Source organism: Vibrio sp. V39_P1S14PM300 (assembly GCF_009904765.1).
GTDB lineage: Bacteria > Pseudomonadota > Gammaproteobacteria > Enterobacterales > Vibrionaceae > Vibrio > Vibrio proteolyticus.
Genome location: NZ_WXWP01000206.1, coordinates 1 through 18900 on the forward strand (window position 1 = coordinate 1; position 18900 = coordinate 18900).

General features: G+C 51.2%; 19 protein-coding genes. 12 read left to right on the top strand and 7 right to left on the bottom strand.

Features of this window, described 5'->3' with window-relative positions:
- Window positions 1-126 precede the first annotated feature (126 nt).
- The gene (gene ppsA, locus CAG65_RS10510) at window positions 127-2517 is read left to right on the top strand and encodes a phosphoenolpyruvate synthase (RefSeq protein WP_021706069.1); all 2391 of its coding nucleotides are present in this window, start codon (window positions 127-129) and stop codon (window positions 2515-2517) included.
- 52 nt (window positions 2518-2569) lie between these two features.
- Here ppsA and CAG65_RS10515 read toward each other — a convergent pair whose 3' ends face one another.
- On the bottom strand, window positions 2570-3334 hold the full coding sequence (locus CAG65_RS10515; RefSeq protein ID WP_161453591.1) for an AraC family transcriptional regulator: 765 nt from the start codon (window positions 3332-3334) through the stop codon (window positions 2570-2572).
- A gap of 12 nt (window positions 3335-3346) precedes the next feature.
- Window positions 3347-3805 carry a carboxymuconolactone decarboxylase family protein gene (locus CAG65_RS10520; protein WP_021706071.1) on the bottom strand — a complete coding sequence of 153 codons (459 nt, stop codon included), beginning with the start codon at window positions 3803-3805 and terminating at the stop codon, window positions 3347-3349.
- Window positions 3806-4000: 195 nt separating this feature from the next.
- Here CAG65_RS10520 and CAG65_RS10525 point away from each other — a divergent pair, with 195 nt between their 5' ends.
- The 7 genes from CAG65_RS10525 to CAG65_RS10555 all read left to right on the top strand — a co-directional run bounded on the left by CAG65_RS10525 (window position 4001) and on the right by CAG65_RS10555 (window position 10443).
- Window positions 4001-4819 carry a LuxR C-terminal-related transcriptional regulator gene (locus CAG65_RS10525; protein ID WP_161453602.1) on the top strand — a complete coding sequence of 273 codons (819 nt, stop codon included), beginning with the start codon at window positions 4001-4003 and terminating at the stop codon, window positions 4817-4819.
- A gap of 213 nt (window positions 4820-5032) precedes the next feature.
- Window positions 5033-5245 carry a transcription antiterminator/RNA stability regulator CspE gene (gene cspE, locus CAG65_RS10530; protein ID WP_021706074.1) on the top strand — a complete coding sequence of 71 codons (213 nt, stop codon included), beginning with the start codon at window positions 5033-5035 and terminating at the stop codon, window positions 5243-5245.
- Window positions 5246-5586: 341 nt separating this feature from the next.
- A complete protein-coding gene (locus CAG65_RS10535; RefSeq protein WP_040902812.1) occupies window positions 5587-5733 on the top strand; it encodes a hypothetical protein in 147 nt (48 codons plus the stop codon).
- Between the two features lie 91 nt (window positions 5734-5824).
- Window positions 5825-7081, top strand: a complete 1257-nt coding sequence (tyrS, locus tag CAG65_RS10540; protein WP_161453592.1) for a tyrosine--tRNA ligase — start codon at window positions 5825-5827, stop codon at window positions 7079-7081.
- A gap of 172 nt (window positions 7082-7253) precedes the next feature.
- On the top strand, window positions 7254-8156 hold the full coding sequence (locus tag CAG65_RS10545; RefSeq protein WP_161453593.1) for a LysR family transcriptional regulator: 903 nt from the start codon (window positions 7254-7256) through the stop codon (window positions 8154-8156).
- A 142-nt stretch (window positions 8157-8298) separates the two neighbouring features.
- Window positions 8299-9147 (top strand): MBL fold metallo-hydrolase, encoded by an 849-nt coding sequence (locus CAG65_RS10550; RefSeq protein WP_161453594.1) that lies wholly within the window; start codon window positions 8299-8301, stop codon window positions 9145-9147.
- A gap of 78 nt (window positions 9148-9225) precedes the next feature.
- Window positions 9226-10443, top strand: coding sequence for a Bcr/CflA family multidrug efflux MFS transporter (locus CAG65_RS10555; RefSeq protein ID WP_161453595.1), 1218 nt, complete (start codon window positions 9226-9228; stop codon window positions 10441-10443).
- A 72-nt stretch (window positions 10444-10515) separates the two neighbouring features.
- Here CAG65_RS10555 and trhO read toward each other — a convergent pair whose 3' ends face one another.
- On the bottom strand, window positions 10516-11499 hold the full coding sequence (gene trhO, locus CAG65_RS10560; protein WP_161453596.1) for an oxygen-dependent tRNA uridine(34) hydroxylase TrhO: 984 nt from the start codon (window positions 11497-11499) through the stop codon (window positions 10516-10518).
- A 156-nt stretch (window positions 11500-11655) separates the two neighbouring features.
- On the bottom strand, window positions 11656-12951 hold the full coding sequence (locus CAG65_RS10565; protein WP_161453597.1) for an alpha/beta fold hydrolase: 1296 nt from the start codon (window positions 12949-12951) through the stop codon (window positions 11656-11658).
- Window positions 12952-13343: 392 nt separating this feature from the next.
- Here CAG65_RS10565 and CAG65_RS10570 point away from each other — a divergent pair, with 392 nt between their 5' ends.
- The 4 genes from CAG65_RS10570 to CAG65_RS10585 all read left to right on the top strand — a co-directional run bounded on the left by CAG65_RS10570 (window position 13344) and on the right by CAG65_RS10585 (window position 16543).
- Window positions 13344-14435, top strand: coding sequence for an alkene reductase (locus CAG65_RS10570; protein WP_021706081.1), 1092 nt, complete (start codon window positions 13344-13346; stop codon window positions 14433-14435).
- Window positions 14436-14541: 106 nt separating this feature from the next.
- Window positions 14542-15195 carry an oxygen-insensitive NAD(P)H nitroreductase gene (gene nfsB, locus CAG65_RS10575; protein WP_161453598.1) on the top strand — a complete coding sequence of 218 codons (654 nt, stop codon included), beginning with the start codon at window positions 14542-14544 and terminating at the stop codon, window positions 15193-15195.
- Window positions 15196-15197: 2 nt separating this feature from the next.
- A complete protein-coding gene (locus CAG65_RS10580) occupies window positions 15198-15488 on the top strand; it encodes a putative quinol monooxygenase (RefSeq protein WP_161453599.1) in 291 nt (96 codons plus the stop codon).
- Window positions 15489-15514: 26 nt separating this feature from the next.
- Window positions 15515-16543 (top strand): zinc-binding alcohol dehydrogenase family protein, encoded by a 1029-nt coding sequence (locus CAG65_RS10585; RefSeq protein ID WP_021706084.1) that lies wholly within the window; start codon window positions 15515-15517, stop codon window positions 16541-16543.
- A gap of 24 nt (window positions 16544-16567) precedes the next feature.
- Here CAG65_RS10585 and CAG65_RS10590 read toward each other — a convergent pair whose 3' ends face one another.
- The 3 genes from CAG65_RS10590 to CAG65_RS10600 form a co-directional block, all read right to left on the bottom strand.
- Window positions 16568-17491 (bottom strand): LysR family transcriptional regulator, encoded by a 924-nt coding sequence (locus CAG65_RS10590; RefSeq protein WP_021706085.1) that lies wholly within the window; start codon window positions 17489-17491, stop codon window positions 16568-16570.
- Between the two features lie 72 nt (window positions 17492-17563).
- The gene (locus CAG65_RS10595) at window positions 17564-17914 is read right to left on the bottom strand and encodes a hypothetical protein (protein WP_161453600.1); all 351 of its coding nucleotides are present in this window, start codon (window positions 17912-17914) and stop codon (window positions 17564-17566) included.
- A 77-nt stretch (window positions 17915-17991) separates the two neighbouring features.
- Window positions 17992-18900: OmpA family protein (locus tag CAG65_RS10600; RefSeq protein ID WP_161453601.1), on the bottom strand; the 909-nt coding region annotated here is incomplete at its 5' end.

An 18900-nucleotide genomic window follows, 5' to 3' on the forward strand; every position in this document is an offset into this window, starting at 1 on the left:
ATGTAACACATAATACAGATAATAAAACCCGGCGTTCAATTACGTCCCCCACAGCTTTAAACATTCTTTGTGAATTTTTTTCAGCTCGTACGTAATCGTTTGCCTTTAGTCCCTACAAAAGCTGCAATGTTTCTGGAGAAAGACATGCAAAAGAACACCCTCTGGTTCAATAGCCTATCCATGGAAGATGTCGATAAGGTCGGCGGTAAAAATGCGTCACTCGGCGAAATGGTCTCTAATCTGGCCAATGCCGGTGTGTCGGTACCCAACGGTTTTGCGACAACCTCATACGCGTTTAACCAGTTCCTTGACCATGAAGGTCTGGACGAACGCATTCACTCGCTGCTGGATGAACTGGACGTTGATGATGTGGACGCTCTGCGTAAGACAGGTGCCACCATTCGTCAATGGGTATTAGAAGCCCCGTTCCCTGCTGATCTTGAGCAGGATATCCGCGACAACTACGTTACTCTGATTGAAGGTAACACTGAGCTTTCAGTAGCAGTGCGTTCATCTGCGACCGCTGAAGACTTACCAGACGCTTCGTTTGCTGGTCAGCAGGAAACGTTTCTGAACGTCAAAGGCATCGACGCGGTGCTGGAAGCGACCAAACACGTTTATGCCTCTTTGTTTAATGACCGCGCTATTTCTTACCGGGTGCACCAGGGGTTTGATCACCGTGGTATTTCCCTATCGGCCGGTATTCAACGTATGGTGCGCTCTGACAAGGCCTCTTCAGGTGTGATGTTCACACTGGATACAGAGTCGGGCTTTGATCAGGTTGTCTTCATTACTTCTGCCTGGGGTCTGGGCGAAATGGTGGTGCAAGGGGCGGTGAACCCAGATGAATTCTACGTCCACAAGCCGATGCTGGAAGCCGGTCAGCACCCGATCGTTAAGAAGACGTTTGGGTCTAAGCTGACCAAGATGATTTACGCCAACAGCCAGGAAATTGGTAAACAGGTAGAAATCATCGATACCTCGGCCCAAGAGCGGAACCAGTTCTCGCTCAACGATGACGAGATCAAAGAGCTGGCCAAACAGGCAATGATCATTGAGAAGCACTATCAGCGTCCGATGGACATCGAGTGGGCGAAAGACGGCATCGATGGCAAGTTATACATCGTTCAGGCGCGCCCTGAGACGGTCATGTCGCAAAGTGAACAGAATGTGATCGAGCGCTATGAGCTGAACAACAAGGCGGACGTGCTGGTCGAAGGCCGAGCAATCGGACAGCGTATCGGCAGCGGTGCTGTGCGTCTGGTGGATTCACTGGATCAGATGTCATTGGTTCAGGAAGGGGACGTGCTGGTCACGGACATGACGGACCCGGACTGGGAACCGGTCATGAAGAAAGCGTCGGCCATTGTCACCAACCGTGGTGGGCGTACCTGTCATGCGGCGATCATCGCGCGTGAATTGGGCATTCCGGCCATCGTTGGTTGTGGCAATGCAACAGACAGTCTGACCGACGGTACCACAGTGACCGTGTCTTGTGCGGAAGGGGAAACCGGTTATGTTTACCAGGGTGAGCTGGCGTTTGAAATTAAGCGCTCTGCTGTGGATGAACTGCCATTGCTGCCCACCAAAGTGATGATGAACGTTGGCAACCCGGATCGTGCGTTCGACTTCGCTCAGATTCCGAACGAAGGTGTTGGTCTGGCACGTCTTGAATTCATCATCAATAAGATGATTGGTATTCACCCGAAAGCGTTGTTGAACTTTGATGCACAAAGCGATGAGCTGAAAGCGGAAATTACCCAGCGCATTCGTGGTTATCAAGATCCGATCGACTTTTACGTCAGCAAACTGACCGAAGGCATTGCTACGATTGCAGCGGCATTCTGGCCGAAACGCGTGATTGTGCGTATGTCGGACTTTAAGTCAAACGAATACAGCAACTTGGTGGGTGGGCAGCACTACGAACCACACGAAGAGAACCCAATGCTGGGCTTCCGTGGTGCGTCGCGTTACATCTCTCCGATATTTGAAGACTGTTTTGAGTTGGAAACTCAGGCCATCAAGCGTGTGCGCTATGAAATGGGTTTGAAAAACGTCGAGATCATGATCCCATTTGTTCGCACACCAAGCGAAGCGGCGTCGGTTATCGACCTGCTGGCGAAGTTTGATTTGCGTCGCGGCGACCAGGGGCTGAAAGTGATCATGATGTGTGAGTTACCATCCAATGCGGTCCTGGCAGATGAGTTCCTCAAGTATTTTGATGGTTTTTCTATCGGCTCAAATGACATGACCCAACTGACCCTTGGTCTTGACCGTGACTCTGGTGACGTGGCGCATTTGTTTGATGAGCGCAACCCTGCCGTGAAAGCCATGTTGAAAATGGCCATTGACGCGGCGACCAAAGCCGGCAAATACGTGGGTATTTGTGGTCAGGGGCCATCGGATCACGATGATTTGGCCGAATGGCTGATGGAGCAGGGCATCAGCTCAGTCTCACTCAACCCAGACACGGTGATCGATACCTGGCTCAAACTTGGTAACGTCAGCGGTAAATAGTGTTGTATACGCATACAAAAGCGCCCTCTGGGGCGCTTTTTTTTGTGCCGGGCTACTTAGGTGCACCTATGTGCAGGCAGCGGCGGGCGTAGTGTTTCGGCGTGATATTGGCCAGAGCACGAAACTCACGGGTCATGTGGGCCTGATCAGCGAATCCCAGATCTGCGGCTAAATCGGCCAGTGGAGTTGAGGGGGAGTGTTTGAGCTGTTCGAGAGCCTGTTTGACCCGAATCAGCCGCTGATAATATTTGGGTGTCATGCCCATCCAGGTTTGAAAATGGCGCTCTATCTGACGCAGTCCGACCGTTGCCGGCGCGCTTGGGTTTGAGTGCGCATGCTGGACCAAGCGAACAACCTGTTTACGTTCGTCGCCATCGTGGACGAAGTGCTGCTGTGCATACTGGTACAGAACACGGAGGCGGCCATTGTGGCCTTGGCAGTGGCGCATTTGTTCATACAAGGGGCTGAGCCGTGTGTGGATGTCGGGCTCCTGTTCGCTGCGAACAGGCTGCTCGAAGCGTTTGCCGAGGCATTGATACCCCATCGCCGGATGAAAGCGGATACCCGCCATCAGCGTACCGGCAGGCAGAATGACCGTCTGAGCTTTGAGGCTGACCGGCAGCAATACGATGCCCGGAGCGTGCCACGCATCGGCAAAAAAGACGTCAGCGCCAAAATTGAACAGCACGCCGCTGCCGGCATCACCGAACAGCAGCTTGTCAATCGGTTCATCATGTTCTGAAGATACGTAAACAGACCATATTCCCTGAATATGGTCTGCGGTGCGGCCCTGAGGCTGATACAGTCTGAAATCCATGCGTTGCTTGAGTTACTCCGGTCGGTAGCGGCCCACTTGTGGCTTGAAGACTTTGACAATACGATTCCAACTATTGATGGCATTAATGGCAATTGTCAAATCCACCAGGGCGTGCGGACCAAAACAATCTAATACCTGTTGGTATTCGTCGTCGCTGACGATTGAGCCTGCCGTCAGATGTTCTGCCCAGCCAAGAGCGGTGCGTTCCTGCTCGTCGTACATGGGCATATCCCGCCACGCGTTCAAGCCAAAGATCCGCTCCGCCTGTTCCCCGTATTTCAATGCGTCTTTACTGTGCATATCAATACAAAAGGCGCACTGATTGATCTGTGAGACTCTGAGTTTAACCAATTCCCAGATCCGGACAGACATGGTTTCCGACGCCTCGAACTGGCGACGGAAGTAGCTTTCCTGTTGCATCAGTATGTCCATCGCTTGCGGAGCGGTATTGTAGTAATCCAGTCGTTTCATGCTGCTATCTCCTTGCTGAAGTGAGTCTCTACGATAATCTGGCGTAAACGGGGAATATTGAAGATTTCCGACATTGGTAACAAAGTGCTTGATATCGGAGAAAGCGCCGCTTGCCCCGGGTTGGCTATCCAGCCATTGTCTGAGCGTAAAATTAGGGTAAGCTCAGAGGTCTGTTCCCTGTGTAATCCTGAGGTAATCATGATCGCTTCCGCTGAATACGCCGATATTGCCGAGGTGGTGAAAGCGCTCCATACACCGCAATTTACCTCGCGGCTGATAGCTTGGTTGCAGGCTCAGATCACGTTTGACTGCGCTGTGATCCTGGGATACCGACAGGGCAAACACCCTATCTACCTGTATGACTCGATCCCGTCACAACGCGAACTGCTGTTTCAGCGCTATCTGACCGATTCATTTCTTAAAGACCCGTTTTATCAGGCGATCCTGGACGGTTCCGCTCCCGGAGTTTACGGGCTGAATGATGTGGTGCCGGTGGCCGGGGAGTACCGGGATTATCAACAAGAGTTTTATCGTCAGACTGGCTGGCAGGATGAACTGTGCGTCACGATTCAGTTAGACGAAGGTCGTTGGGTCGTGATTTATCTAGGCTTACTACAACATGGTTGTTTTAGCCTTGAGGGCCGGCAACGGTTGCAACACGGTTTCCGTCTTGTTGAAGCGTTATGCCATCAGCAATGGCAACAGCAAGCCTTTGTACTGGCGGAGGCAGCGCTGCACCAGCCTGGTATGGCATCGGCGTTGCAAGCGGCCCTAGCCAGTTTTGGGGCTGACAGGCTGACACAGAGGGAGCAGGAAGTCACCGCGCTGTTGGTTCAGGGACTCGATTCCCAAGAGATTGCCGAGTCTCTTGGGATTGGTATCGGTACGGTCAAAAACCATCGTAAGCGCGTGTACGCGCAGCTCAATGTGCGGTCACTCAGTGAGCTATTTCAGCTATTTCTCAATCATATGCTGGCGGCGCCATGGATGTGTGATCTCAAAGAACCAAAATAAAGCTATACAATATGCGGTTTCTCTGTATACTGAGCCGCTGCTCTGATATAGAGAGCTGTTAATGCTACATCTAGTTAAAGTTACATCTCAGCAATGGTTCGGCTCTGCTCGTTACCTCTGCTGTGCCCTTTCGCTTTATTGAGACATTAAATAGCGTTTGTTTTCAGTAACCGTATCAGGCGATAAATTTTTTTAATACTCTCAGAGGTTATTATGTCAAATTCAGTGACAGGTACAGTTAAATGGTTCAACGAAACTAAAGGTTTCGGTTTTATTTCTCAAGACAACGGTGGCAAAGACGTATTCGTACACTTCAGCTCAATCGTTTCTGAAGGTTTCAAAACTCTGGCTGAAGGTCAGAAAGTAACTTTCACTGTTGAGGAAGGCCAGAAAGGTCCTCAAGCTAGCAACGTTGTTGTAGGCTAATTACTCAATTTATGATAAACGGCCGGGGTTGGTAACAACCCCGGCCGTTTGTTTTTCCAGCACTGCCCCCTCTTAGTTTCGTCCCTCTTTCAGCGTTTACGCGCGTTTTATTCCACTTGTTTTGAATAATCTGTCTCATCCTTAATGATTTGCCGAGATTTTCACTCCTAAGGCCTGTTTCGTGATACTGTAGATTAACGGCTGTTTCAGGGACTTTACCTTTATTCATGCTGAAAACGGGTATTTTCCGATATCAAAGGCAGCTTGGCGGCGTCGGAAGGCGACGCGGATACATATTCTAACAGGCCACGCTTTGGCTCACTCACGTCAGGAAGGTAGGTATGTCACAAGGAAAAAAGACAACGAAAAAGAAACGCGACAAGAACAGCGAAGCACGCGAATCGGCTGGCACAGTGCAACGCAAAGTACGCAGAAGAATCGAAGACATCATGGAACAGCGTGAGTTTGAGCGTCAGTTTGAACTGTAAAGCCGGCTGATTGCAGTAATTGTCCCTATAGGGATATCGAGTCCGCTGCTCAATCTGGTTAGTCTGTGAAAAAATACACACAGGCGGAACCATGACCTCGATTTTAGATGACCTTCAACAACGTGGCCTGATCGCACAGGCCACCGATCTCGATACACTCCACTCTCTGCTCACCGAACCACAAGTGATTTACTGCGGCTTCGATCCGACCGCAGGCAGCCTGCATATTGGTCACCTGGTGCCACTTATCCTGATGCAGCGTTTTAGACAAGCAGGGCACAAGCCTCTGGCTTTGATTGGCGGAGCGACCGGTATGATTGGCGATCCGAGCTTTAAAGCCACCGAACGCATGCTCAACAGCGCCGAGACGGTGCAAGGCTGGGTCGCCCAACTGGCACAACAAATTCGCGGTATCCTCCCGGCGGAGGACGCGGTGGCCTTTGAGGTGGTGAACAACGCCGACTGGATCGGCTCGCTAAACGTGATTGAATTTCTGCGTGATATCGGCAAGCACTTTTCCATCAATGCGATGATGAATCGCGAGTCGGTTCGCCAGCGTTTGGAGCGTGCGGAACAGGGCATATCCTTTACCGAATTCAGTTACGCGTTGTTGCAATCGTACGATTTTGCCTACCTCAATCGAAAACATGGCTGCACACTGCAAATTGGCGGCAGTGACCAATGGGGTAATATTGTCAGCGGGATCGATCTGACCCGGCGACTGAATGGCAATAAAGTGTTTGGTATGACACTGCCATTGATCACAAAAGCCGATGGCACCAAATTCGGCAAAACCGAAGGTGGGGCGGTGTGGCTCGATGCCAGACAAACCTCACCGTTCAGCTTCTACCAATTCTGGCTCAATACCAATGATGACGATGTGTACCGTTTTTTACGCTACTACACTTTTTTGTCGCTGGATGACATTGAGGCATTGGAAGTCGAAGACAAACAGCGTGTGGGTAAGCCACGGGCTCAGCAAGTGCTGGCCGAGCAGGTGACTCGGTTTGTGCATGGTGAAGATGGGCTCAGCAGTGCTCAGCGTATCACTCAGGCGATGTTTGATGGTCAGTGGAAAACACTTACGCAAGCTGAGCTCGCACAGATTGCTCAGGATGGCCTGCCCGTTACGGCGATTGAGGCGAGTATTTCGCTTTCACAAGCACTGGTCACGAGTGGCCTGGCAAAATCGCGTCGTATCGCACGTGAGTTGATCAGCGACGGAGCCATTCGTGTCAATGGTGAGCGAGTGCAACACGACAACCTCAGTGGTTACTTTGCCTTATTCGATCGTTATTGGGTGATTCAGCGAGGCAAAAAAAGCTTCCACTTACTTTGTTTGCAATAGTGCAGTCGCGGTCAGCCAATGGTAGGCCGCATCAGCTTTGCCTGGACGTCGTAGCGTGAATGACGAAATTTATGTATTTGAGCGTGGATTTCGTCACAAGGGTCGATATCATAAGGAGACCTCGCCAGCACAGTGTTAACTGCCTGGCACGACTTTTCTCTGAGTGAGATGCATGGACAGAATCAGCGCACTGAAAATATTTGTTTCAATCGTCGAACAGGGCAGCCTGTCAGCGGCAGCCAAACACCTGGATATCGAACGAACCAAAGTATCCCGCCACCTTTCTGAGCTGGAAGAGTGGGTTGGTACCCGCCTGCTGCACCGTACAACCCGTACTCAGAGTTTGACGGAAGCTGGTGAGCAAACACTGGAACGTGCCTACCAAATTCTGAATTTAACCGATGACATCGGAGCCATTTCAGATCGACAACACAATACCCTGTCCGGGCGGCTGAGGATCACCTGCAGCTATTCGATGATCGATGCGTTTCTGCTTGCCGCCATCAACGACTTTTGCGCACTATGGCCTAAGGTGCAGATTGAACTGGTGGTGGCTGATCGCAGCATTCACTTGGTCGAGGAAGGCATCGATCTGGCCGTGCGCATCAGTAACGACCTTGATCCCAATGTGATTGCGCGCCAAATCGGGGTGTGTCGCTCGGTAGTCGTCGCTGCGCCCGAGTACCTCAGCAAGCACGGCACACCTGATTCGCTTCAAGCGCTGCGCGCGCACAGTTGTCTGACGTTCAGCTATTTTGGCAAAAGTGAATGGCATTTTGACAAAGGGGGTAACAGTGAGTCCGTGCCCGTAACGGGCCAGCTGACGGCCAATATTTCAACGATTCTACTCAACGCCACGCTCAGTGGCGGTGGCGTGAGTATGCAGCCGCTGGCCAGTGTACAGCCATACATACGTTCTGGTGAGCTGGTGCCATTGCTGACTGACTGGGAACCGAGACAGTTGGGGGTGCACCTGGTGTATTCCAACCGCCGCCAGGTCACGACGTTATTGCGCCAGTTTATCGATTTTGTTGTGGAGCGGATGCACCGGGAGCCGGTGTGGAACAGCGCTTAAATGTGCGTAAAATGAAATAGTGTTCGGTAATATATACCAGTATTGTTGCAAAATATGCACTAGTTATGTGCGAGAGCGTGGCTATTTCTTTTTCGTTCAGTTGGTAAAGTAGGCCTCGTTAGTTACTGATGAGGCAAAAACTATGAAACCTGTTACCACACTGATTTTAACCACCGCTCTGGCTTCTGGATCTGCAATGGCAGACCTGACTCTGACCACCTATAACCCTCAGGATAAAGGCATCTTTCCTGTCGCTTCTACTCTGATTGAGGGAGAGAAAAACGCCGTTCTTTTTGATGCTCAATTTGGTGTAGAAGAAGGGAAACACGTTCTGGATATGATTCAGAAATCGGGTAAACAACTTCAGGCAATCTACATTACTGCAGGCGACCCGGACTTCTACTTTGGCTTAGAGCCGATCGTTAAAGCGTATCCGGACGTGAACATCTATGCCACTCAGGCGGTGGTCGATCACATCAAGCGTACTAAAGATCAGAAGATCAGCTACTGGGGCCCGATCTTAGGTGAAAATGCACCAAAATCCGTTTATGTGCCACAAGTGTTCAACGGTAACATTAGCCTGGAAGGGGAAAGCATTGAACTGAAAGAAGGCGGTACGCATCAGGCTTATTACTGGATTCCTTCACTGAAAACTGTACTGGGTGGCGTGTCTGTGGCGTCAGGTGGTCACGTTTGGATGGCGGATGCTGCGACACATGAGAAACGCATCGAGTGGGTTCAGGGACTGGATCGCATGCTGGCACTGAAACCGACACGCGTGATTCCGGGTCACTACATTGGTGAAGAGCCTGTAGGCACAGACGCCGTAACGTTTAACCGTGATTACGTCGCGACTTACGACGTTAACGTGGCAAACTCACAAAATTCTGCTGAACTGATTAAGAAAACGATGCAAGCCTACCCTCAGTTTGAAGCGGATGCCGGTTTGGAACTGGGTGCTAAGGTTAGCATGGGTGAAATGAACTGGTAATCCCTGCTTAACCCGATGCAACACGGCTTCTGTAAAGAAGCCGTGTTTTTATTTATCGTCTAATCGAAAAGAGAATCCATGCAACTGACTCAGAGCGGAACCACCAAACCTTCGCTGTTTCTTTATATTATTCTTGGCGCCATCGGAGCCCTGACCCCGTTCGCCATTGACATGTATTTGCCGGCGATGCCGGCGATCGCCGAGGATCTTGCGGTGCCAGCCAGTGCGGTGCAGATCACGTTGACCGCTTATTCCATTGGTTTTGCGCTGGCCCAGATGATCCATGGTCCGCTATCAGACAGCCTGGGTCGCAAACCCGTGATGGTAGTGGGGACTTTGCTGTTTGGTTTGGGTTGTGCGCTGGCGGCCAACGTACACTCAATTGAAATGTTTATTGCGCTACGCATTGTTCAGGGAATGGCGGGCGCGGCCAGTGCCGTGGTGCTTCAGGCGTTAGTTCGGGATATGTTTGACCGTGAAGATTTCGCTCGTACCATGTCGTTTGTCAGCCTGGTGGTGACGGTTGCGCCGCTGATGGCCCCCCTGGTTGGTGGCTATCTGTCGTTGTATTTGGGCTGGGAATCGATTTTCTATGTTCTGGCGTTGTTGGCTCTGATTATTGTTGCGCTGGTGGCGTTCTGTCTGCCGGAAACGCTCAGTGCCGAGCATCGGCGTCCGTTTGAACTGCGGGCGACGCTGGCGGCGTATGGTGCGCTCTCGCGCGATATGCGAGTGCTTTGTCTGGTCTTGTGTGGTGCGTTTTCATTTGCCGGAATGTTTGCTTTTCTGACCGCAGGATCGTTTGTTTACATTACGCTTTATCACATTCCGCCGGAGCACTTTGGCTACTATTTTGCCCTGAATATCGTCGTGATGATGGTGATCACCAGCATCAACGGACGCTACGTTAAAAAAGTGGGCATTCCTGCGATGCTCCGGGTTGGGTTGGGGATGCAGGTGCTGGCCGGAATGGGTTTAGTGCTGGTAGAACTGCTGGGGCTAAGTTACCCGTTTATGGTGGCCTGCATCATGATATTTGTCGGCAACGTTGCCCTGATTGGCAGCAACGCCATGGGGTTGCTAATGAGTGATTTCCCTCAAATGGCAGGCACAGTGGCCGCTGTGGCCGGGACGCTGCGCTTTGCCCTGGCAGGGATTGTCGGCGCTTGTGTTTCTATGTTGTCTCACTATGGCGCCATGCCAATGGCCGTCGCGATGTGTCTGTGTGGTGTTGGGTCATGGGCGACATTCCATTACGCCAGTCGTCACCTTGCAGAATCCTCCGCTGATGCCTGATGTCATTTTGATCTTCAACAAAAAGCCCCGCATTGCGGGGCTTGTCGGTTAAGGCTGCGCTGGTGGTGTGGCTCAGCTGTTTTGCTGTCGCTGCGTTTGCTTGCGTTGCAATTTTTCCTGACGCTTTTGCTCAGCTGTTTTGACGGCATCGCCACCCACATGGTTTTCACCACGCTCACGGGCGAGCTGCACCTGCTTTTCGCGCTCACGGAAACGGATCACTTGCTCTTCACTGTGTGTGCCGTGGCATTTCGGACAACTGACGCCTTGTTCGAATTTGTCGGACTGTTTATCTGCTTCTGTGATTGGCAGGCGACACGCGTTACACAGGTCGTATTCGCTCTTTTCCAGTTGATGGTTGACCGCAACACGGCCGTCAAACACATAGCAGTCACCTTGCCACAAGCTCTCTTCTTCAGGCACTTCTTCAAGATACTTCAGGATGCCGCCTTCGAGATGGTAAACCTCGTCGAAGCCCTGTTCTTTCATGTAAGCGGTGGATTTTTCACAGCGGATTCCACCTGTACAGAACATCGCGACTTTCTTGTGTTTGCTCGGGTCCATGTTCTGTTTGACATAATCCGGGAACTCACGGAACGTCTCGGTTTTTGGGTTAACGGCGTTCTGGAACGTACCCAATTCGATTTCGTAGTCGTTCCGGGTGTCGACCACAAACACTTCTGGATCCGAAATCAGGTCATTCCATTCCTTGGGTTTGATATAAGTGCCGACCACGTGACGAGGGTCGATGCCTTCAATGCCCATGGTGACGATTTCTTGTTTGAGTTTGACCTTAGTGCGGTTAAATGGCTGTTCATGATTGAGTGACTCTTTATAGCTGATGCCCGCCAGGCGAGAATCTGCGTTTAGCCATGCCAGTAGCGCATCAATACCTTCACGGGGGGCGGCCACTGTGCCATTAATACCCTCTTTCGCCAGCAGCAATGTACCGCGCACCTGATGTTGTTCCATCAACTCTCTTAGAGGCTCCCGAAGCTCTTGATAATTTTCCAGCTCGACGAACTTGTACAGAGCACAGACAACATAGTGATTCATGACGATTCCTTTTAACCGCTAACATAGAAATTGGGGCGCATTGTAACCAAGTAATAATACGACAAATACCGACAGTTCATAGGGGTATAGCAGCGTGAGGGGAAAAGATGTCAAAAACCAACCACCTGGCCGGTGGTTGGTGTGATGTTAGAGGTTTTAGGCCAGTGTGGCTGCGGTCTGGTTGCCCACTGCGATCAGTCGGTCAAGAATGTGTTCGCCATCCGCGCGCAGACCATTGTGCTCATATTCGTTGGTGATCCACGCCTTGGCGTTTGGCATCAGTGCCAGGGTTTCACGGCTGATGTCCATTTCGACAAACATATCGTCAGCGTACACCGCGCAACTGACCGGCACTTTATTGTTCGCCAACTGTTTCTCGTCGTACAGGGCAGCCCAGTCGGATTTCTCTGCCAGCATGTCGGCGGCGGCTTTGAGCGGCTGCAAGTTGATGTATTGATCGAACATCCATGGGAAGACCATCTCACCGGTAAACAGGAACGGCTGGCCTGATTGATAGTTGAATTCGGGGTGTTGCTGACGAACCCGATGGGCACTCCACGACGAGGCAAAGCCCTGGCAGTAAATCGACTCGTGCAAAATGGCATAAATCGGGTGAGTCTGAAATGACTGCTGCATCAATATTTCATTGAGAAATTCGTAACGCAGGCGCGGCTTCCCGTCGATCTCAACCAAGGCGTTTTCCAGTAGGTAGTAGGTTGGCAGGAAGCTGTCACTGACCCCGAAACTGATGCCGATTTGCTGGAACTGTTCGACGGTCAGGCGCTGGCCGTTGGGCAGGAACTCTTCGTGTTGCAGTAGATGGTCGGCGATCTTTTGGCACTGCGCCTGCGCTTGAGGAAATTGCTGGAAAAAAGCCTGATTTTTCTCTTTAGTACGTTTGAACGTTGCGTGATAGACGTCATCGGCATGGCGTGAAATCGAGGGTACACCACCGGTGATGTAGCTGCGCAGCAAGCTCTGTGGAAACATTGATAAATAGGTCAGTGAGCAGAAACCACCGAAACTTTGACCTAGAATTGCCCACTGTGTAACGCCCAACTGCTCGCGGATGAATTCGGCGTCCCGCACAATGTTATCGGCGCGAAAGTAACTCAAATATTCCGCTTGTTGTACGGGACTCATTGTTGCCAGTGTCTGATGGCTAATGACCGAACTGTTGCCAGTACCACGTTGGTCGAGCAGCAACACCCGATAATCCTTCAGAGCCCGTTTGATCCAGCCGGTGTTGCCATTCTGTCGTGGGGAAGGGAAACCAGGTCCGCCCTGAAAATACACCAGCCACGGCTTATCTGCATGGCGGTCGCCAGCTTGGGAGACTTCACGGGCAAAGACGCGGATGCGTCCCTTCTCGCTGTGGTGATAATCCAATGGCACATCGAAATAGTGCGGGACGTAATGCAAACCCGCGTCAACAAAAGCTTGAGCAAACATGAGATTCCTTTTTTGATTTTGGATGGGGTCCTTATGGCGGCTAGTCTGCCGCAAAACCGTCGAGAGTGACAACAATAAATCCCTTTGGACATGTGTCGCTGCACTCAGAGTAAGGTAAGCGAAGTCTGGCGCTCAAGCTTCATGCAAGCCTCTGATCCGCTGGCTTACAAAGTGGATCGTCCCCGTCCATTTTATGAGACTCAAGGGCGCGGCCTGCCTGTTCTCCCTGTATTGATGAGTGGGGGCACTCTTGTCCATCTCCTCATGAAAGGATTATTCACTCTTACCAAATAGTGAATTCAATTGGCATGGGATTCTCGCCAATTTCTATCCTGATAAGCTTTTCTCATCCGAATCTACAAGATGAATTGAGAGCACATAAAGAGGCCACTATGACTTTATTATTTGAACCGACCCAACTGAAACAACTGTCACTGAGCAACAAAATTGTGATGGCGCCGATGACACGCGCGCGCAGCAGTCAACCGGGCAATATTCCCAACGCCATGATGGCCGAGTATTACGCGCAGCGTGCGTCTGCCGGCTTGATCATTACCGAAGCGACGCAGATCTCAGATGACAGCCAGGGCTACTCATTTACACCGGGTGTCTACACCGAACAGCAGGTTGAAGGCTGGAAGTTAGTGACTCAGGCTGTGCATGCTAATGGCGGCAAGATCTTCAACCAATTGTGGCATGTTGGTCGGGTTTCTCATCCGGTCTTCCAGCGCGGGCAAGCGCCGATGGCGCCTTCGGCGCTTAAGCCGGTGGATACGCAAGTGTGGATCGCTAACGAACACGGTGACGGTGAGATGATCGACTGTCCGACACCGCGCGCGATGACTCAGGCCGACATTGAACGCGTGATTGAAAACTTCGCCCATGCTGCCAGGCAAGCCGTACGCGCCGGTTTTGATGGTATCGAGATCCACGCAGGTAATGGCTATTTGATTGACCAGTTTCTGCGCACCAATTCTAACGCACGCACGGACGAGTACGGTGGCAGTCGCGAAAATCGTATTCGCTTTTTACTCCAGGTGGTTGACGCCGTCAGCGCAGCAATAGGTGCCGAGAAAGTGGGTGTACGTCTGGCGCCATTCATCACGTTTAAAGACATGAACTGTCCGGATATCGTCCCCACCATACTGCTTGCTGCCAAAGCTCTGCAAGACAAAGGTGTTGCGTATCTGCATTTGTCGGAAGCTGACTGGGATGATGCCCCCACGATTCCAGAGTCATTTCGTCAGGCACTGCGCCTTAACTTTACCAACTGCATCATCGTCGCTGGCCGTTATTCGATTGAGCGAGGCGAAGCCGTGCTCGCGAAAGGGTATGCCGATTTGGTCGCGTTTGGCCGCCCGTTTGTCGCCAATCCGGATCTGGTCACCCGAATGCAGCACAACGCGCCGTTGGCGGAACTCGATCCGGCAACTTTATTTGGTGGCAATGAAAAGGGGTACAGCGATTATCCCAGTCAATTTTAAAAAAATATTTGAAAATCATTCAACGCGCTGGTGGTTTTTCCAGAAGGAGCCGGGCGCTATTGTAGCTGCCATCGCAATATGAATAACTGAATATCTGGAGAAAATTATGTCTATTGTTCAGGCCGCACAATCCCGTTACTCAACCAAAGCTTTTGATGCCAGCCGCAAAATCCCGGCGGATAAAGCCGACGCCATTAAAACGTTGATCCGCATGAGTCCGTCTAGCGTGAACTCACAGCCATGGCACTTTATTGTTGCCAGTAGCGACGAAGGTAAAGCGCGTATTGCCAAGGCAACGCAAGGGGGCTACGCCTTCAACGAACGCAAAGTGTTGGACGCTTCTCATGTGGTGGTGTTTTGCGCCAAAACCAGCATTGATGAAGCGTATTTGCAGGCGCTACTTGAGCAGGAAGACAAAGACGGCCGCTTTGCCAATTCGGAGGCGAAGCAGGGTATGCATGGTGGACGCTCTTTTTTCGTCAACATGCATCGTTTTGATCTCAAGGATGCCAATCACTGGATGGAGAAACAGGTTTATCTGAATGTTGGTACGCTGCTGCTGGGCGCGTCGGCGATGGATATTGATGCTGTACCTATCGAAGGTTTTGACCCGAAAATTCTCGATGAAGAGTTTGGGTTGCGTGAAAAAGGTTATACCTCAGTTGTGATTGTGCCGCTGGGCTATCACAGCGAAGACGATTTTAACGCTAAGTTGCCGAAATCGCGCTGGGACCACCACACGGTGATGACGGAGCTGTAACCATGATTCATTTAATTGCGGAAATTAAAGCCGCCTCCGGTTGTGAGGCGGCACTGGAAGCTTTGTTAAAGGGCTTACTTGAACCTACACGGGAAGAAAATGGCTGCTGTCAGTACGAGTTGTTTGCCGATCAGCAGATCCCGGGGCTGTACATAATGCAAGAAATTTGGTGTTCACAAGAAAGCCTGGACCAACATTTGGTCAGTGAGCACTTCAACCATTTCAAACTAGAATCAGACCGTCTTGAACTGGTCGAATACGTACAACTGCGTCCGATGAATTTCATCGGCTAAAAATAAAAATGTTAGGGAGAATGATGATGTCTGTGCCTACCACAATGAAAGCGATCGGTTTTACTCGCTCACTGCCGATCAGCGATGAGCAAAGCTTGTTCGAATATGACACGCAAGTACCGACACCGGGTGACTATGATCTTCAGGTGAAAGTTAACGCGGTGTCCATTAATCCGGCGGATGCGAAAATTCGTTGCCGCGCCGCTGCTGACAAAGTGCTCGAAACCCCCAGAGTGGTTGGCTATGACGCGGTGGGTATTGTAGCGGCTGTCGGGGACAAGGTCGACGGTTTTGCGCCAGGTGACCGGGTCTACTATGCCGGTGATGTGACGCGACAAGGTTCTCACGCGGAGTATCAGCTAGTGGATGCTCGGATTGCTTCACACGCACCGCACAGCTTGACGGACCCACAAGCGGCCGTAATGCCGCTAACGGTATTAACAGCCTGGGAGGCTTTGTTTGACCGGTTACGGATTACGCCGAGCGAGAAAAAATCTCTGCTGATTATTGGTGGGGCGGGCGGTGTTGGTTCGATTGCCATTCAGCTGGCGAAACAACTGACTCATCTTACGGTGATTGCAACTGCTTCGCGACCTGAAACTCAGGCATGGGTCCGGGAGATGGGTGCAGACCACGTGGTTGATCATCGTGACTTGGTCCACTCAATGAAAGCGCAAGGGCTGGAAACGGTGGACTACATTTTCAATGTCGCCGACACCAAAGGCCACTGGGATGCGATGGCGGAATTGATCGCGCCTCAGGGAATGATTGCATCTATTGTTGAGTTTGATGGCGGGGTGGATTTATCCAAATTGCAGGGCAAATCGGCTGGTTTTATATGGGAACTGATGTTCACCCGTACCTTGTTTAAAACCGACGACATGGCCAAACAGCGAGATATTCTCTTTCAGGTTGCGAATCTGATTGATGCCGGCCGAATTCGCTCCACGCTGACTGACACCATTGAAGGTTTTGGCGCCGAGCAACTGAGGCAGGCTCATGAGCTGATTGAAAGTGGCCGTGCTATCGGTAAGATCGCCGTTAACTTCGACTAACGATACACCAGTAAACTCAGACACTTAAACGTCGATGGCTGCCAGAACCATTTTGCGTTGCTGGCAGCACTTTTCTCGCACAAACGCCTGAAAAGCGCGAATGGTCGGCGTTAACAGACGACGGTCTGCGCACACCATGTAAATGGGCACTGACCCACCGTCCCATTCGGGCAGAATTCGCACCAGTTTCCCATCCAAAATGTCCTGGCTGATGTCCATCAATGATTTATTGGCAATGCCTTTGCCTTTGAGGGCTTGACGATGCACAACCTCACTGTCGTTGCTGGTTGGATTACCTTTGACAATCACGCTTTCGGTGTCCTGCTTATGGTTCAGCGTCCACTTGTTATACAGGCTGTCGGAGACCATGTAACACAAGCAGTTATGTGCGAGCAGATCGGCGGGCTGAGTGAGCGCCGGGTGGTTGGCGACGTATTCCGGAGAAGCACACAGAATGCGTTCATTCGCCGTACACAGCGCAATGGCAATCAGATTGGAATCGGCAGGCTCACCATAACGGATCGCAATGTCGACGGGTTTGGAATACATGTCGGTCAGACTGTCTGACAACTCAAGTTTGATGTGAACATTTGGATGCAACTCGATGAATTCATCGATCCAGTTGAGGAGCATATTGCGGCCAAAATCCGACGGGGCCGTAATGTAAAGATGGCCGGCCAGCTCTCCCCTTGAGCTGGCGATCTGGTCCAGACCTTCTTGCAGAGCGTGCAGTGCCGTCTGAGTTTTTGTGAGGAATATCTCCCCTTCATTGGTCAGGCGGAGACTGCGAGTTGAGCGGACAAAGAGTGGAAAACCTATCTGTTCTTCCAGTCGTTTGACTGAAGCGCTGATGGCGGCCGGTGTCAAATCCATGCTGTTGGCGGCTTTAGAGAAGCTGCCTTGTCGTGATGTCTCTACGAAGATATTGAGGTCGTTCAGTGCCTTCATGTCTGATCCGAAAAGGTTGGGGAGGCTTGACTATAAAACATCTGCCAGACGAACTGAATCGCTGTCTGTGGGTTAGTCGTTGTACGGGACTTTGCTCATTTCCCACATTTTCAAGGTTGACTGTGGATTCATGCAGTGGCCATAAAGAATCTGAATTTTGGGTTCAAACGGTTCACCGATGTAGGTGGTACGAACCAGTTCGCCAGTTTTCAGGTCCACCTGACTACTGACCCGGCCTTTGAAATTCTGAAAGATGGCGAATTGATCGCTCTGATAAACCAGTTGATCCTGATAAAAAAGAAAATAATCGGCGGTGTCCGTCAACTCACATCTTAGCGGGGCGGTATTGAACTGAGCGGGCGTAATCGGACTGATCGTCAGCAGCGCCAGCGTGATAAGTCCTTTGGATGTGAAATAACGCATTGTGCCATCCTCACCTGCGTAACCTGATTTAAGTATAGATGGCACAGAGCCCTGATGGGCAGGGCTCTGTCGTAGATTTATTGTTGGATCTGGTAATCGAAGGAAGGAATGATGATTTCGACACGGCGATTCTGTTTGCGGCCTTCACGTGTTTTGTTGGACGCTTTCGGCTCAAGTTCACCGCGCCCTTCAACCGAAATCCGTTGTTGTTCGATGCCACGTTGCTGCAGAGCGTCCGAGACCGATTGGGCGCGCTTTTCTGAAATCATCTGATTGTACTGCTCGCTGCCGGTGGAATCGGTATGGCCGATAATCACGACTTCAGATTCCGGATACTCTGCCAGGAAATCGACCAGTTTATCCAGCACCGGAGCGCTTTCTGGTTTTAACTCGGTACTGTTGAGTGCAAAGTAACTTTCACCTAGTGTTGTCGTCTGGTAGGTTTTGTCTACCCATGTAGGTTCCGGTTCCGGCTGCTCGACCACCATTACTTCCGGTTCGACAACGGGGGCTGGCTCGGCCTGAGATGCTCCACCAAAGGTATATACCACGCCAAGCGTTGCGGAATTACCGGCAGCACGCACCACGTCATTGTTCATGTCGGTGAGTGTCTGGTATTCCAGACGAACCAGTACGTTCTGATGAGAGTCAAACTCCAGGCCCACAGCCCCTAAGTAAGACCAGTCGTTCTTGCTGCCATAATCGACATAAGCCCCACCGAGCTTACCGTAAAGCGAGATGTCATCCGTTAATGCAAGATTGGCTTTTGGGGCGAGCGTAATGGCGCTGATATCATCTTTCATTGAACCATTCTGAAATTCGCCCAGGTAATCGTATCCTGCTTCCAAAGAGAGGAAGTCCCACATCTGATAACCGAGGAAGGCGCCGACGGTTGAGTCGTCGTCGTCACACACCGAACTGGTACAGGAATCATCTAACCATGATTTACCTACTTTTGCTCCGACATACACTTCTGAAAACGAAGG

What these genes read in the sequence shown, in the direction of transcription:
- CAG65_RS10565 (WP_161453597.1), bottom strand. Translation starts at nt 12,951, where the DNA reads ATGTTTGCTCAAGCTTTTGTTGACGCGGGTTTGCATTACGTCCCGCAC.
- cspE (WP_021706074.1), top strand. Translation starts at nt 5,033, where the DNA reads ATGTCAAATTCAGTGACAGGTACAGTTAAATGGTTCAACGAAACTAAA.
- tyrS (WP_161453592.1), top strand. Translation starts at nt 5,825, where the DNA reads ATGACCTCGATTTTAGATGACCTTCAACAACGTGGCCTGATCGCACAG.
- CAG65_RS10590 (WP_021706085.1), bottom strand. Translation starts at nt 17,491, where the DNA reads ATGAAGGCACTGAACGACCTCAATATCTTCGTAGAGACATCACGACAA.
- ppsA (WP_021706069.1), top strand. Translation starts at nt 127, where the DNA reads ATGTTTCTGGAGAAAGACATGCAAAAGAACACCCTCTGGTTCAATAGC.
- CAG65_RS10595 (WP_161453600.1), bottom strand. Translation starts at nt 17,914, where the DNA reads ATGCGTTATTTCACATCCAAAGGACTTATCACGCTGGCGCTGCTGACG.
- CAG65_RS10535 (WP_040902812.1), top strand. Translation starts at nt 5,587, where the DNA reads ATGTCACAAGGAAAAAAGACAACGAAAAAGAAACGCGACAAGAACAGC.
- CAG65_RS10550 (WP_161453594.1), top strand. Translation starts at nt 8,299, where the DNA reads ATGAAACCTGTTACCACACTGATTTTAACCACCGCTCTGGCTTCTGGA.
- CAG65_RS10515 (WP_161453591.1), bottom strand. Translation starts at nt 3,334, where the DNA reads ATGGATTTCAGACTGTATCAGCCTCAGGGCCGCACCGCAGACCATATT.
- trhO (WP_161453596.1), bottom strand. Translation starts at nt 11,499, where the DNA reads ATGAATCACTATGTTGTCTGTGCTCTGTACAAGTTCGTCGAGCTGGAA.
- CAG65_RS10555 (WP_161453595.1), top strand. Translation starts at nt 9,226, where the DNA reads ATGCAACTGACTCAGAGCGGAACCACCAAACCTTCGCTGTTTCTTTAT.
- CAG65_RS10580 (WP_161453599.1), top strand. Translation starts at nt 15,198, where the DNA reads ATGATTCATTTAATTGCGGAAATTAAAGCCGCCTCCGGTTGTGAGGCG.
- CAG65_RS10545 (WP_161453593.1), top strand. Translation starts at nt 7,254, where the DNA reads ATGGACAGAATCAGCGCACTGAAAATATTTGTTTCAATCGTCGAACAG.
- CAG65_RS10570 (WP_021706081.1), top strand. Translation starts at nt 13,344, where the DNA reads ATGACTTTATTATTTGAACCGACCCAACTGAAACAACTGTCACTGAGC.
- nfsB (WP_161453598.1), top strand. Translation starts at nt 14,542, where the DNA reads ATGTCTATTGTTCAGGCCGCACAATCCCGTTACTCAACCAAAGCTTTT.
- CAG65_RS10585 (WP_021706084.1), top strand. Translation starts at nt 15,515, where the DNA reads ATGTCTGTGCCTACCACAATGAAAGCGATCGGTTTTACTCGCTCACTG.
- CAG65_RS10520 (WP_021706071.1), bottom strand. Translation starts at nt 3,805, where the DNA reads ATGAAACGACTGGATTACTACAATACCGCTCCGCAAGCGATGGACATA.